This is a genomic window from Pontibacter indicus, assembly GCF_900156345.1.
GTDB lineage: Bacteria > Bacteroidota > Bacteroidia > Cytophagales > Hymenobacteraceae > Pontibacter > Pontibacter indicus.
In genome coordinates this window covers 432,987-446,439 of record NZ_FTPP01000001.1, presented here as the reverse complement: position 1 = coordinate 446,439, position 13,453 = coordinate 432,987, and the positions used below count along the sequence as shown (strand labels likewise).

General features: G+C 50.9%; 16 protein-coding genes. 13 read left to right on the top strand and 3 right to left on the bottom strand.

Annotated features, from left to right (window positions below):
• Positions 1–174: 174 nt before the first annotated feature.
• The 11 genes from B0B12_RS01935 to B0B12_RS01885 all read left to right on the top strand — a co-directional run bounded on the left by B0B12_RS01935 (position 175) and on the right by B0B12_RS01885 (position 9,114).
• A complete protein-coding gene (locus B0B12_RS01935) occupies positions 175–1,014 on the top strand; it encodes a YsnF/AvaK domain-containing protein (protein WP_076665816.1) in 840 nt (279 codons plus the stop codon).
• 180 nt (positions 1,015–1,194) lie between these two features.
• Positions 1,195–1,722: a YsnF/AvaK domain-containing protein gene (locus tag B0B12_RS01930; protein ID WP_083704053.1), complete on the top strand. Its 528-nt coding sequence runs from the start codon at positions 1,195–1,197 to the stop codon at positions 1,720–1,722.
• Between the two features lie 311 nt (positions 1,723–2,033).
• Positions 2,034–2,714: a metal-dependent hydrolase gene (locus B0B12_RS01925; RefSeq protein ID WP_076665815.1), complete on the top strand. Its 681-nt coding sequence runs from the start codon at positions 2,034–2,036 to the stop codon at positions 2,712–2,714.
• Between the two features lie 7 nt (positions 2,715–2,721).
• Entirely contained in the window at positions 2,722–3,504 is a 783-nt protein-coding gene (locus B0B12_RS01920; protein ID WP_076665814.1) for a ParA family protein, read from the top strand.
• A gap of 12 nt (positions 3,505–3,516) precedes the next feature.
• A complete protein-coding gene (locus tag B0B12_RS01915; protein WP_076665813.1) occupies positions 3,517–4,434 on the top strand; it encodes a ParB/RepB/Spo0J family partition protein in 918 nt (305 codons plus the stop codon).
• A gap of 9 nt (positions 4,435–4,443) precedes the next feature.
• The gene (locus tag B0B12_RS01910) at positions 4,444–5,109 is read left to right on the top strand and encodes a DUF5683 domain-containing protein (RefSeq protein ID WP_076665812.1); all 666 of its coding nucleotides are present in this window, start codon (positions 4,444–4,446) and stop codon (positions 5,107–5,109) included.
• The gene (dapB, locus tag B0B12_RS01905) at positions 5,106–5,822 is read left to right on the top strand and encodes a 4-hydroxy-tetrahydrodipicolinate reductase (RefSeq protein WP_076665811.1); all 717 of its coding nucleotides are present in this window, start codon (positions 5,106–5,108) and stop codon (positions 5,820–5,822) included. Before B0B12_RS01910 ends, dapB begins: the two co-directional genes overlap by 4 nt.
• Before the next feature lie 18 nt (positions 5,823–5,840).
• The gene (gene lepB, locus B0B12_RS01900; RefSeq protein WP_076665810.1) at positions 5,841–6,941 is read left to right on the top strand and encodes a signal peptidase I; all 1,101 of its coding nucleotides are present in this window, start codon (positions 5,841–5,843) and stop codon (positions 6,939–6,941) included.
• 280 nt (positions 6,942–7,221) lie between these two features.
• Positions 7,222–7,860 (top strand): hypothetical protein, encoded by a 639-nt coding sequence (locus B0B12_RS01895; RefSeq protein ID WP_139337749.1) that lies wholly within the window; start codon positions 7,222–7,224, stop codon positions 7,858–7,860.
• An 84-nt stretch (positions 7,861–7,944) separates the two neighbouring features.
• Positions 7,945–8,310, top strand: a complete 366-nt coding sequence (locus B0B12_RS01890) for a DUF2200 domain-containing protein (protein ID WP_076665808.1) — start codon at positions 7,945–7,947, stop codon at positions 8,308–8,310.
• Between the two features lie 105 nt (positions 8,311–8,415).
• On the top strand, positions 8,416–9,114 hold the full coding sequence (locus tag B0B12_RS01885; RefSeq protein WP_244554563.1) for a LolA-like protein: 699 nt from the start codon (positions 8,416–8,418) through the stop codon (positions 9,112–9,114).
• A 219-nt stretch (positions 9,115–9,333) separates the two neighbouring features.
• On the opposite strand, the gene ung is transcribed toward B0B12_RS01885, so the two are convergent.
• Positions 9,334–9,996: a uracil-DNA glycosylase gene (gene ung, locus B0B12_RS01880; RefSeq protein WP_076665806.1), complete on the bottom strand. Its 663-nt coding sequence runs from the start codon at positions 9,994–9,996 to the stop codon at positions 9,334–9,336.
• Positions 9,997–10,093: 97 nt separating this feature from the next.
• On the opposite strand from ung, the gene apaG reads away from it, so the two are divergent.
• Positions 10,094–10,480 (top strand): Co2+/Mg2+ efflux protein ApaG, encoded by a 387-nt coding sequence (gene apaG / locus B0B12_RS01875; RefSeq protein ID WP_076665805.1) that lies wholly within the window; start codon positions 10,094–10,096, stop codon positions 10,478–10,480.
• A 203-nt stretch (positions 10,481–10,683) separates the two neighbouring features.
• Positions 10,684–11,463, top strand: a complete 780-nt coding sequence (locus tag B0B12_RS01870) for an O-methyltransferase (RefSeq protein ID WP_076665804.1) — start codon at positions 10,684–10,686, stop codon at positions 11,461–11,463.
• On the opposite strand, the gene B0B12_RS01865 is transcribed toward B0B12_RS01870, so the two are convergent.
• Both B0B12_RS01865 and kdsA read right to left on the bottom strand, forming a co-directional pair.
• On the bottom strand, positions 11,460–12,236 hold the full coding sequence (locus tag B0B12_RS01865; RefSeq protein WP_076665803.1) for a DUF695 domain-containing protein: 777 nt from the start codon (positions 12,234–12,236) through the stop codon (positions 11,460–11,462). The genes B0B12_RS01870 and B0B12_RS01865 overlap by 4 nt on opposite strands.
• 72 nt (positions 12,237–12,308) lie before the next feature.
• Complete coding sequence (gene kdsA, locus B0B12_RS01860; RefSeq protein ID WP_076665802.1) at positions 12,309–13,118, bottom strand: 3-deoxy-8-phosphooctulonate synthase; 810 nt, start codon at positions 13,116–13,118, stop codon at positions 12,309–12,311.
• Positions 13,119–13,453 lie beyond the last annotated feature (335 nt).

The window sequence follows — 13,453 nt, the reverse complement described above, 5'->3', positions numbered from 1 at the left end:
GTTCCAGAAAGAAAGTTACAGGTATAGCGTTTGTTTTTTCAAGCAATGGCTAGGCCTTGTCAACGCAACAGGAACGAAGTGATGTAATCTTCTTCTGAGCAAAAAACCTGGGTGGTGGAGTCTCCAGGACATTTAGTCCAAAGTACTCCTCAGTACAATCTAACACATAAAGCTATGGAACGACAAACCGTAATAGGCATTTTTAAAGAGGGTATAGACGCACAGGCCGCAGTGCAAAAGCTGGAAAGCACGCACCACATTGGCCGTGATAAAGTTGATATAGCTAACCCTGCATCTGTTTCGGCGAGGCAAGTGGGCAGCACAACCAATAAGGACAACGACGGCGTGAGTGGTTTCTTCGGATCGCTGTTCGGCCAGAACGACGAGGCCACTAAACATACCCAGGCAGCCCGCAAAGGTTGGGTGGTAACCGTACACGCTGTTTCGCGCCAGGAAGCTGAACGAGCAGCTGAAGTACTGGACTCATGCGGTGCCGTGGACGTGGACGAACACGCGACACAAACCAATGTGCAGGCTGGTATGGACAGACCGCCACAAGGCACCACCCAAACACGAACCGGCGTTACCGGCGACACCAACCAGTCAATTCCGATCATGGAAGAGCGCCTGAACGTTGGAAAGCGTGAGGTAGAGCGAGGCGGTGTTCGTATGAGGAGCCGCATTGTAGAGCGTCCGGTTGAAGAGCACCTGCGTCTGCGGGAAGAGCACGTAGACGTGGAACGCCACAAAGTGAACCGACCTGCCACCGAACGCGACTTCCAGAATTTCAAGGAAGGTGAGATTAACATTACAGAGCGCGCAGAGGTGCCAATCGTGAACAAAGAGGCCCGCGTGGTGGAAGAGGTCAACATCAGAAAACACACCGAACAGCGTGACGAAACCATCCGCGACACGGTGCGCAAAACCGATGTGGACATCGACAAACTGGATACTGATAGAGACCGCGATCTACGCGACCCTGGTAACAAACCCGGTGGACCGCGAAACATGTAGGGAGAGGATGTGAAGTTGAGACAGGAGGCAGCCATGGCATGGCTGCCTCACTTTTTTATAGCATGTAGGAAAGCCTCATAACAAGCAGAAGGCCAGGAACTATACCTTACCCTACCCGTAAAAACGTAGAACACAGAGGCAACAGGTATGAATCAGCCTCTACTTATACAGCCCCAAACTATGAACAAGAAAACAGACAAACTTAAATCGGAATTCGACGAGAAACTACGCGAAGGCCAGTCCAGCAGCCCTTTGGAAGAACGTGACATACGGGATGAATACGGCCAGGACGAGCGCGAGAAGCTGGATGTCGATGTTGAGTACAATAAGACCATACCGGTGATTGAGGAGCAAGTGCGGGTAGACACGGAAGTACGGGAAACTGGTCAGGTGCATATCGCCAAAGAAGTGCATCGGGAAAACGTAGACCTGGATCTGCCCATCATACACGAAGAGGCGGAAATAGAACGCATCGAGATCAACCAATATGTGGACACGCCTCCCCCACCCGTTCGCTACGAAGGCGACAAAATGATTATCCCGGTGCTGAAAGAAGTGCTGGTGGTGGAGAAGCGTTTGCTGGTGGTAGAGGAAATTCACGTAACCAAACGGCGCACGGAAGAGCACAACACAACGCATGTAGAGCTGCGCCGGGAGGAAATACGTGTTGAGCGGAAGCGGAACAACCCGGACAGGCCCGAGCGGTAAGCGCAGGAAAACAGGGCGGGTTGAAATATAACCGTTCCACGGAGCGTTCTATACCTTACGAACCATCCAGGCACACGGGTCTGGCAGCTTTACAGGCAGCCGGACCTTTGTGCTTTCAGGCCGCTCAAAATGCGCCTATACCTTAAGCAAGCCCTTATCCAGCAACTTCACCCGGAATGTGGATAACCCCCGAAATCGTGGATAAAAATATACATTTCCGGGCGTGGAACATCACGCGTTCTGTACAAAAAACATTATCTTTGTAAAAGTTCTATACCCGGAATGGGCCAACAGATTATAAACTGCAAACTATGGAAATAACGTATTACGGACAGTCCTGCTTTCTTTTCAAAATCGGTGAGCACCGCATTTTATTCGATCCGTTCATTTCGCCAAACGAACTGGCCAAAGACATTGACGTCGATAGCATCAAGGCAGACTATATCCTGCTTTCGCACGGTCACCAGGACCATGTGCACGATGCCGAGCGCATTGCTAAGAACAACGATGCGACCATTGTAGCCAATTTTGAAATTGTGAGCTGGTATGAAGGAAAAGGTATAGAAAAAACTCACCCGATGAACACCGGCGGCAAGGTGACCCTGCCGTTTGGTACCGTAAAAATGGTGAATGCCGTGCATTCAAGCTCTTTGCCGGACGGCACTTATGCAGGTATAGCCGGTGGCTTTGTGGTGGAAACAGAAGATCAGACATTTTATTTTGCCGGCGATACGGCCCTTACCTACGACATGAAGCTGATTCCGGAGCAGTTTGACCTGGATTTTGCCCTGTTACCGATCGGCGACAACTTCACCATGGACATCCACGATGCCCTGGTGGCGGCAGATTTTGTGCAGGTAGACAAGGTGATCGGCATGCATTTCGACACCTTCCCTTACATCAAAATAGACCATGAGGAGGTGAAGGAAGTGGCGCAGATGGCCGGCAAGGAACTAATATTGATGGAGATAGGTCAGACTATAAACCTATAATTTGTAGATGGGAAAAATAATAGCGGTTGCAAACCAAAAAGGTGGCGTAGGCAAGACCACCACAGCCATAAACCTGGCTGCGAGCCTAGCAGCCCTCGAATATAAGACATTGCTCGTTGACGCCGACCCGCAGGCAAACGCCACATCGGGCCTCGGCTTCGACCCGGCCAGCATCACCACCAGCATTTACGAGTGCATGGTGGAAGACGTGACCATACAGGACATCGTGCTGAACTCACCCAACATTGAGTTTCTGGACCTGATCCCCTCGCACATTGACCTGGTGGGCGCTGAGGTGGAGATGATCAACGTGCCGAACCGGGAGGAGAAGATGCGCGAGGCGCTGGCTCCGCTCAAGGAGGTATACGATTTCATCATCATCGACTGCTCCCCTTCGCTGGGCCTGATCACGGTGAACTCCCTCACTGCGGCTGACTCGGTGATCATACCGGTGCAGTGCGAGTACTTTGCCTTGGAAGGCTTGGGTAAACTCCTGAATACCATCAAGATCATTCAGTCGCGCCTGAACACGGAGCTGTCCATTGAGGGCATTTTGCTGACGATGTACGACGTGCGACTGCGCCTGAGCAACCAGGTGGTGGAAGAAGTGCAGACACATTTCCAGCAGATGGTTTTTGATACGATCATCCCGAGAAACGTGAAGTTGAGCGAGTCGCCGAGCTTTGGTATACCTGCCCTGTTGCACGATGCTGAGAGCAAGGGCGCGATGAGCTACCTGAACCTCGCCCGCGAGATAGCAGAGAAGAACAGCGTTGCGCTGGCGAAATAACCTTACGATTACATGTCCGACAACAAAAAACAAGCAGCAGTACGCAAAGGAGGTCTCGGCCGGGGCCTTGGCTCTCTTCTGGAGGGTAACAAATACACCGGCAAAACTGCCGAATCTACCACCATTAACGAAGTCAATACCATCGCAGATATAGCCATTGACCAGATACAGACGAACCCCTTCCAGCCCCGCACGCACTTTGACCAGACGGCGCTGGAAGAATTGGCGGAGTCTATCAAAATCCAGGGCATCATTCAGCCCATCACGGTTCGTCAGCTCGACCAGAATACTTACCAGCTGATTTCGGGTGAGCGCCGCTACCAGGCCGCCAAAATGGCCGGTTTGAGCACGATTCCAGCCTACATCCGCAAGGCCGACGACCAGCAGATGCTGGAGATGGCCCTGATCGAGAACATTCAGCGCGAGAACCTTAACGCGATCGAGATTGCCCTCTCCTACCAGCGCCTCCTAACCGAGTGCAGCCTGAAGCAGGAGGAATTGGGTGACCGCGTGGGCAAGAAGCGCACAACCGTGACGAACTACCTGCGCCTGCTCAAGCTGCCGCCGGACATCCAGATCGCCCTCCGCGACAACGTGATCAGCATGGGCCACGCCCGTGCCTTGATTAACATCGACACCATCGACAAGCAACTCGAGATTTTCCGCAAAGTGGTGGCCGAGGAACTGTCGGTGCGCAAGGTGGAGGAGCTGGTACGCAACGTGCAGAATGCGAGTAAAAAGCCCGATCCGCAACAAAAACTGGTCTTCAACAAGTATGAAGATGAGTTGAAGGGCGTTGAGAAAAAGCTTTCTTCGCAATTTGGCACCAAGATTATGGTGAAGGCCAACAACGACGGCAAAGGTGAGATCAAAATCCCGTTTGTGTCGGTGGACGAGCTGAACCGTATTCTGGAGATTCTGAACTACTAAGAGAACAGCATGAGGTTAGCGCCCGGTATAGCTTTGTTGGTTGCCTTGTTTGTGTCGCAGCTGCTGCCTACGCAGGCGCGTGCGCAAGTGGTCACATCCGGCCCGGACTCCGTGTTGGTCATTACCTCAGAAGCGGATACCGCACAGCAAAAGCAGTTTTTCCTGAGCGGATTTAAAAACCTGGGACGACCGGGTCGCGCGGCGCTTTTCTCGGCTGTTATACCTGGTGCAGGCCAGGTGTACAACGGCGCCTGGTGGAAAGTGCCCATCATTTATGCCACCGGCGGTGTGCTGGGCTACTTCATCATCGACAACAACAACAAATACCAGGACTTCCGTACGGCGCTGAACATTCGGACAGGGCGTAGCGACCAGTTTGCTCAGGTATACGATGCCTATTATGATGACAGGATTTATGGTGCCGATGTGCAAGTCGGAACCAAGAACCTGCGCTCAAGCCGTGATTTTTACCGCCGCAACCGCGACCTGACCATTATCCTTTCGGTGCTGGCCTACGGCATGCAGATAGCAGAAGCCTACGTGCACGGCCACCTGCGCGAGTTTGACGTGAGCGATAATCTGAGTCTGCGTGTGCAGCCCGGTGTGTTCCAAACGCCAGCCGCCAACAGCGTCACACCCGGACTTACCCTTACTTTATACACCCGAACCAAATGAGAATCCTGCTGATAGGCTATGGCAAGATGGGGAAAACCATCGAGCAGATGGCCCTTGCCAAAGGCCACCAGATAGCCGGCACCATCGACCACACCAACGCCGAGACACTGCAGAACTACAGTCCGGCTAACACGGACGTTGCCATAGAATTCACCCACCCGGAGGCCGCTTTCGCTAACATCTCTTACTGCCTGACACAAGGTATACCTGTTGTTTCGGGCTCCACGGGCTGGCTTGACAGGTATAGCGAAGCTGTGGACTTGTGCCAAGAAAACAAGGGCGCTTTCTTCTACGCTTCCAATTATAGCGTGGGCGTTAATTTGTTTTTCCATTTTAACGAATATATTGCCAGTAAAATGCAGGCCTACCGGGATTACAGTGTCTCCATCCGCGAGATCCACCACCTCCAGAAGGTCGACAAGCCAAGCGGCACAGGCATCACCACCGCCGAAGGTATACTGGCCAGCTACCCTACCCTGCAGGGCTGGGCGGCCGATGATAATTCGAATAAATCGAAGCTGAACATTATTTCGGAGCGTGAGCCGGACGTGGTAGGCACACACATCGTAACGTACGAGTCGGAAGTAGACAAAATAGAACTGGGCCATATTGCCCACAGCCGTTCCGGTTTTGCCGAAGGCGCCCTGATGGCGGCCGAGTGGCTCAAAGACCGCCAGGGCGTGTACGGCATGAAAGACATGCTCAACCTGTAGAAACAAAACGCTTTATACATGAAAGTAAAGTTTTGGGAGAAGAAACCCGTTAGCAAGGAGCCTAAAAAGAAAAAGAGCTTTGCGCGTGAGTGGGGTGACGCCATCCTGTTTGCCGTCATCGCGGCCAGTTTGATCCGCTGGGCTACCTTTGAGGCCTATACCATTCCGACGCCCTCTATGGAGAAGTCGCTGCTGGTAGGTGACTTCCTGTTCGTGAGCAAGCTGCACTACGGTCCGCGCACCCCGATTACGCCGCTGCAGGTACCGCTCACGCACCAGACCATCTGGGGCACCAACATCCCCTCCTACTCCGACGCCATCCAGCTGAAGTCGTACCGCTTGCCTGGTTTCTCTGAAGTGAAACGCAACGACGTGGTGGTGTTCAACTACCCCCCGGAAGAGCACCATCCGGCCGACCTGCGCACCAACTACATCAAGCGCTGCATCGGTATTGCGGGCGACTCTATCGAAATTCGCGACATGCAGGTATACATCAACGGGCAGGCGGCAAATAACCCGGAGAAGATACAGTACAAGTACTTTCTGTCTACAGAGCAGCGCCTGGCCGAGAAGTTCTTCCTCGAGCGGGACATCACCGACGTGATCCAGTGGCAGGGCGGTTACATTGTAGATACTTCCCCTGAAAAGGCCCAGGCGCTCGCCCAGCTTGACTTCATTAAAGAGGCTACTCTGCTGATAGACCAGGCTGGAAAAGGCGATGCTGAGGTGTTCCCGCATGTGCCGAGCAAGTACGAGTGGAACAAAGACAACTTCGGTCCGCTTTACATCCCGAAAGAAGGTGCCACCGTGGCCATTACACCCGAGACGCTTCCATTTTACGAAAAGGTGATCCTGGGCTATGAGCACAACGAAAACGCCGAGGTGCGCGACGGCAAGCTATACCTGGACGGTGCCGAAGCCACAAGCTATACCTTTAAGCAGGACTACTACTTTATGATGGGCGACAACCGCCACAACTCCCTCGACTCCCGCTACTGGGGCTTCGTACCGGCCGACCACATCGTAGGCAAGGCCGTGATGATCTGGATGTCCACCGACCCATACGGCAGCTTCCTCGACAAGATCAGATGGAGCCGATTGTTTAAAACGATCGAGTAAGGTATAGCACAGGTATAGAAATAAAACCGCCAGTTCTGAGAAGAGCTGGCGGTTTTTTGTTTCTAGGGTAATGATATTTGATAATTGAAATATTGTATATTTGGTATGGGGACTATTACTGTCATAGAAGCTATACCTCCACACATAGTGCAGATAGTAGGAGTAGGTACTCCTGCTATACATTAGTTAGGCGCTATATAAAGAATCAGATTTCATAATGCAGAATAAGAATAAACGCACCTTTTTTGACCTTTTTGATTCTATACAACCAGGCTTACAAATGAAGTTTAATATAAACTCTGACGAGAAGCCAACAGTAGTTAAAATAGAAAATAAGCTTGTACCAAAATCGGACTCTAATGCCAAGGTATTCCTCAGCACAATTAGCAACAAAGTGAACGTACAGGAATTTTTGGATTTCTACGAATTATATGACGGTTTTGAATTAGGTACACCAATTGCTCCACAGAATTGTATTAAGAAGGTCTCACTCAGACAATTATCAGCTGCAAGCATCGAAGAATTTACGAAACAGTATTTACCAGGTGGTAAATTGGCATGGACAATAGATTTCAATAAAAGCAAGGCAATTTACAGGGGTGAAGAATCATGGGTAGCTTTTGCGGAGATTGGGGAAGGACCAGCATGTTTGACTATGTTCATAGAAGGGGAAAATGCAGGAAGCATCTTTTTGTTAACACCCCAACCACATTTCAATATCCTCAAACCAGTAGCTAAAAGTTATACCTCCCTATTGGATAGAATAGCAAAAGATCCCGCAGCATTTTTCAGACTGGTCCGTGCATACGTAACAATGGAAGGTAAGGACGGCCTGAATTATGGACATTTACCTATATCATATTTAGATGATGTGGGCTCACTGGAACAAGAAGAAATAAGAACGCCTAACATTTTGTAAATAACATGCTACGGCCGTTGGCCTTACACGCTATTTACAAGAGTCCGTTCACCTTCGACCATCCAAAACATTACACCACAATAAATGAAATCAACACCCGAGCACGACGCCCGCATCGCCAACATGACCTTCGCCTCGGTATACCCGCACTACCTGACCAAAGTACAAAAGAAAGGCAGAACGAAAGAAGAGTTGCACCAGGTCATCACCTGGCTGACGGGTTTTGACGATGCGCAACTGCAGAAACAGATAGACGAGAAAGCAACCTTCGCTGACTTTTTTGAGCGGTCGAAGCTGAACCCAAATGCGCACCACATAACCGGCGTGATCTGTGGCTATCGGGTAGAAGACATTGAAAACCCTTTGACCAAACAGGTGCGGTATTTAGACAAGCTGGTAGACGAATTGGCAAAAGGGAAAAAGATGGAGAAGATACTGAGAGGCTCCTGAAAAAAAAGCAAACCTATACATACAGATAAAACCGTGAAAAAAACCCTATTACCCCGCATCCTATACCTGCTTCTCCCCTTCCTTACCCTAGCCTGCACCCAAAAGATGACAACAACTGCAAGCAAGCCGCAAACCGGTCAGCAAGTGATCGAGGCCATGTACCGCCATTGGGAAAATAAGTGGTACCCGAACTTTGCCTTCGACCAGCGGGCCATTTTCTACAAAGACGATCAGGTGAGCCGTGAGGAAATTTGGCAGGAAATCTACAGCTACCCGGCGAACCTGCACATCCGCTTCGATGGCTTTAAGACCGGCAACGGCGTGATCTACAACCAAGACACGGTCTATACCTTTAAAGAAGGGCAATTGGTGAACAAACAGTACTCCATTCACCCGCTCGTGTTGCTGAGCTTTGATGTGTACTTCTACGACCCTGCCACCACCATCCGCAAGGCGCAGGAACTGAACTTCGACCTGAGTCAGTTTACAGAAGCGACCTGGCAGGGCCGCGAAGCCTATGTAGTCGGCACCACTGATCCGAACGACCAAAGCCGCAGTCAGTTTTGGGTGGACAAAGAGAACCTCTATGTGGTGCGCATTTTAACGAACAACAAAGGCGTGGCGCGCGATGTAGAGATGAATAACTACCAGGAGATTGAAGGGAATATGGTCGCAACGGAGATCGTCTTCAAAAACAACGGACAGCTGTTCCTGCGCGAGGAATATTTCAACATCTCCTTCCCTGAAAAAGTAGATCAAAGCTGGTTTGATCCAAAGCAGTTTTCGACTACCAACTGGAAATAAGGTATAGGGCGCGAGCGTCTTTGCATTAAACCAGGTATAGATGGGCTTCGGCCCCTTTTTTATTGAAGCTACTTTATTGTCATTTCGACTGGGGGTAGGGGCCCTCTATTATGGAGAAATCTGAATAAGGAGATAAATCTGAATCGAATAAATTCACTGTTCCATTCAGATCTCCCCTATCGTCGAGATGATAACGGTTGTTTAATGACAAGGTATGGTCTACCAATCAATCGGCTCTTTGCCCTGCTGCTTCAAATATTCGTTGGCTTTGCTGAAGTGGTGCGTGCCAAAGAAGCCGCGGTCGGCAGCGAAGGGAGACGGATGGGCGGCTTTGAGCACCAAATGTTTGCGCTCGTCAATGAAAGCGCCCTTTTTCTGGGCATAGGCTCCCCAAAGCATAAACACCACGCCCTCCTTCAGGTCATTCACTTTGCGCACCACGGCATCGGTAAACTCCTCCCAGCCCTTTTTCTGGTGAGAACCCGCATCGCCGGCACGCACGGTAAGGGTGGCGTTGAGTAACAGAACGCCCTGGTCGGCCCAGCGCTCCAGGTTGCCGGTGGCGGGCAGGTCTTTGCCGAGATCGTTTTTGATCTCCTTGAAAATATTGATCAGCGAGGGAGGTATACGCACGCCATCCTTCACCGAAAAAGCCAATCCGTTAGCCTGATTAGGACCATGGTAAGGGTCTTGACCCAGAATAACTACTTTTACCTTGTCGAAGGGGCAGTGCTCGAAAGCGTTGAAAATCTGGTTTCCGGGTGGGTAAACTTTTTGGGAGGTGTACTCGTCTTTAACAAAAGACACGAGGTTTTTGAAATAGGGCTTTTCAAACTCTTCTTGCAGGATTTTTTGCCAGCTTTCTTCTATCTTTACATTCATGAGCGTCTGTAGGGGTATGGGTTTGCCTGGACACAGGTAACAGGCCTGGAATGGCTATACCTGAAACAGATGCTAATTATACAAAAAACTCTGTAACATGGATACAAAAACTACAGAAGGAGTAAAAGTAACGGTCACGACCAATTACCTGCCCGATTACTCCAGTCCGGTACAGCAGCACTTCGTTTTTGCCTATAAGATCAGTATCGAGAATAACAGCGAGTTCACGGTGAAGCTATTGCGCCGCCATTGGTACATACACGACGCCACCGGCACCATGCGCGAGGTAGAAGGCGAAGGCGTAGTGGGCCAGCAGCCCGTGCTGGAGCCTGGCGAGTCGCATGAGTACGTGTCGGGCTGCAACTTAAAGACAGGTATGGGCAAGATGCGCGGCACCTACCTGATGGAGCGCCTGGTCGACGGCAAGCAGTTCCATGTCACCATACCGGAGTTCTCGCTCATCGTGCCGTATAAGCTTAACTAAATTGTTATTTTCGCTATACCTGTAAAATTGCTGATTGTTAATTGCTGATTGTTTGATTCAGCAATACCTTCATCTATTATTGATTGCTAAATTGTTGAAAGGGTTATACCTTTAATTTTTGAAAAATGATGGTTTAAGCTGTTTTATGCTCTCTTTGGTGAGGAGAAAAACAATTTAACCATCAACAATTTAACAATTAAAAAATGCTCCACCTTGCGGCCAATTACCTGCTCTACCGCCTCAGGGCATTTAAGCTGCACGGCGTCCACTCCCCTTTTGTATTTGAGCTGTACCAAAACGTGATCCTGCATGAGGGCGACTACTATGCCTACAGTCTTATAGAGGATTTGCGGTCTTCGCTTCTGACGGAAGATCGTGCTATACCTGTCACGGATTTTGGCGCAGGGCCTAAAGCCGGCCTAAAGAATAACCGGAAGATTAGCTACATTGCCCGGACCTCGGCCAAACCCGCCAAGTATGCACAACTGCTTTTCCGGCTGGTAGCCCATTTCCAACCCGCCACCATCTTCGACCTGGGCACTTCGCTCGGCATCACTACCTCATACCTAGCCAAAGCGAACAAGCAGGCCAAGGTCTATACCTTCGAGGGTTGCCCGTCCATCGCCGCAGAGGCGAAATCGAATTTTGAGAAATTAGGTTTGCCAAATGTGCAGCAAGTGATCGGAAACCTCGATGATACGCTGCCGCAGCAACTGCAGTTGGTGGAGCAGCTCGATTTCGTGTTCTTCGACGGCAACCACCGCTACGAGCCGACCATGCGTTATTTTGAGGCCTGCCTCGGTAAGCATCACGAGCACAGCGTGTTTGTGGTGGATGATCTGTATTGGTCAGCGGAAATGAAACGTGCCTGGCAGGAAATCAAGCGGCACCCGCAGGTATGCCAGACGGTCGATTTGTTTTATATCGGCCTGGTGTTCTTCCGTAAAACACAGCCGAAAGAGCATTTTACGTTGCTCTACTAATCATTCTCCCGCACAACCTGCGCCTGCCAGCCGCCATACGCGCCTTCAAACTCTTCCGCCATTTGCCAAAGCTCCAGGGTCACATTATGAATATCCTCTTCCGTTACAGCCTGCACCTTCGAAAGCACGATGCTATAAGGAACGTCTGATTCATTTTGGTTCTTGCCCTCCTGAACCAAGGTATAGCCGGCTGCTTCTGCTGCGCGCTTAAAGTCTGCGCGTTTGTCCTCCGTTGCGAAGCTGATGAAGTGCGATACCGACCGTGGAATGTGGTGTTCGTCTCCCTGCTCCTCCATCATGCGCAGGATGCGGCTGTTCTTGATGCTCTGCATATCCACAGGCTCGGGAAAAAGAAAATCCAGGTATAGGCCCCAGTCGGGATCGTGGAGGGTATTGGTGGAGTAGGTATAGGCCGGGAATTGCTGCATGATGTTGGCGGCGATCACCTCCGGCAAAGCCTCCTGTGCACTGTAGAAGTAGAAGCTGCGCTTGCCGTCGTGCAGCAGCTTGCCCACAAATGCTGCCTGCAGCGAATTCTGAAACTCATCCACCAGTGCTTCTTCTATAGCCTCCAACTGTTCCCACTCAGCTTCATCGGCCGGGAAACCATCAGCATCAGCTTGCTGCAAGGCTACCACCAGTTCAAAGGCACGGTCTTTTTCAGGTATAGGAGCCTCGTGCTCGTAGGCCAGATCGACGCTCACGCAGGCCGGGCGCTCGTTGATGTCGCAGAAATAAACTTCCCACTCGGGGGTATGGGCAGGTATGGTCATAGGTATAATCTGAAAGAAATAAGAGAGCATCAACCGCAGTCAATGCTCTCCTTTCATACGTGAATGAATCGCTTAGCGAACAGCCTGGCGGATACGGATCAGTTTGGTAAGCAGGCCTTCGAGCTGGTCGAGCGGCAGCATGTTGGCACCGTCTGACTTAGCAACAGATGGCTGCGGGTGTGTCTCGATGAACAGACCGTCGGCTCCTACCGCAATGGCCGCTTTGGCGATCGTCTCAATCAGGGCCGGCTTGCCGCCGGTAACACCGGAGCTTTGGTTCGGCTGCTGAAGCGAGTGCGTTACGTCCATCACCACTGGCGCACCAGTCGTCTGCATTTCGGGCAGGTTACGGAAGTCCACCACCAGGTCAGAGTAACCAAAGCTGTTGCCACGGTCGGTCAGAATCACTTTGTCGTTGCCCGACTCGCGTACTTTGTCCACCGCAAAGCGCATGGCCTCGCCGGAGAGAAACTGGCCTTTTTTAATGTTTACCACCTTGCCTGTTTGGGCAGCAGCTACCAGCAGATCGGTCTGGCGGCACAGGAAAGCCGGGATTTGCAGCACGTCCACATACGCTGCTGCCATAGCCGCTTCGGCGCTTTCGTGGATGTCGGTAACGGTCGGTATGTCAAATGTCTGGCTCACCTTCTGCAGGATGCGCAGCGCTTTCTCGTCGCCTATACCTGTAAAAGAGTCTAGGCGCGAGCGGTTGGCCTTGCGGTAAGAGCCTTTAAAGATCAGCGGAATCTCGAGTTTATCGGTGATAGAAACGAGTCGCTCAGCGATCTGCAGGGCCATTTCCTCGCCTTCAATAGCGCAGGGACCAGCCATCAGAAAAAAGTTGCCGGAACCAGTGTGTTTCAGTTTTGGTATTTCGAACATGTTCAGTATCTAAGTTTAAGCCTTTCGGCCTGCAAAGTTACGGGAAAAATTGAGTGATATTGTGATTTAGTGAATGAGTGGTTGAGTGAATTAGTGATTGCTAAATGGCTAAATTGTTTTTTTGATGTCTGGAGGGCCGATGCTTAACTTCACCATCCCAAGCTTCTATTTATCATTTCGACCTTAGGGAGAAATCTGAAGTATTGTGCAGACATAGAATGGATTCAGATCTCTCCTATCGCAGAGATGACAGGCTGGGGTAATACATGAGATGCACGATTCGGACAGGTCGCGACCCGTCCCTACAATCACCATCATTTCGTGCAGCGCCACGA

Coding starts and splice junctions, on each gene's coding strand:
- B0B12_RS01935 (WP_076665816.1), top strand. CDS start 175: ATGGAACGACAAACCGTAATAGGCATTTTTAAAGAGGGTATAGACGCA.
- B0B12_RS01930 (WP_083704053.1), top strand. CDS start 1,195: ATGAACAAGAAAACAGACAAACTTAAATCGGAATTCGACGAGAAACTA.
- B0B12_RS01925 (WP_076665815.1), top strand. CDS start 2,034: ATGGAAATAACGTATTACGGACAGTCCTGCTTTCTTTTCAAAATCGGT.
- B0B12_RS01920 (WP_076665814.1), top strand. CDS start 2,722: ATGGGAAAAATAATAGCGGTTGCAAACCAAAAAGGTGGCGTAGGCAAG.
- B0B12_RS01915 (WP_076665813.1), top strand. CDS start 3,517: ATGTCCGACAACAAAAAACAAGCAGCAGTACGCAAAGGAGGTCTCGGC.
- B0B12_RS01910 (WP_076665812.1), top strand. CDS start 4,444: ATGAGGTTAGCGCCCGGTATAGCTTTGTTGGTTGCCTTGTTTGTGTCG.
- dapB (WP_076665811.1), top strand. CDS start 5,106: ATGAGAATCCTGCTGATAGGCTATGGCAAGATGGGGAAAACCATCGAG.
- lepB (WP_076665810.1), top strand. CDS start 5,841: ATGAAAGTAAAGTTTTGGGAGAAGAAACCCGTTAGCAAGGAGCCTAAA.
- B0B12_RS01895 (WP_139337749.1), top strand. CDS start 7,222: ATGAAGTTTAATATAAACTCTGACGAGAAGCCAACAGTAGTTAAAATA.
- B0B12_RS01890 (WP_076665808.1), top strand. CDS start 7,945: ATGAAATCAACACCCGAGCACGACGCCCGCATCGCCAACATGACCTTC.
- B0B12_RS01885 (WP_244554563.1), top strand. CDS start 8,416: ATGACAACAACTGCAAGCAAGCCGCAAACCGGTCAGCAAGTGATCGAG.
- ung (WP_076665806.1), bottom strand. CDS start 9,996: ATGAATGTAAAGATAGAAGAAAGCTGGCAAAAAATCCTGCAAGAAGAG.
- apaG (WP_076665805.1), top strand. CDS start 10,094: ATGGATACAAAAACTACAGAAGGAGTAAAAGTAACGGTCACGACCAAT.
- B0B12_RS01870 (WP_076665804.1), top strand. CDS start 10,684: ATGCTCCACCTTGCGGCCAATTACCTGCTCTACCGCCTCAGGGCATTT.
- B0B12_RS01865 (WP_076665803.1), bottom strand. CDS start 12,236: ATGACCATACCTGCCCATACCCCCGAGTGGGAAGTTTATTTCTGCGAC.
- kdsA (WP_076665802.1), bottom strand. CDS start 13,118: ATGTTCGAAATACCAAAACTGAAACACACTGGTTCCGGCAACTTTTTT.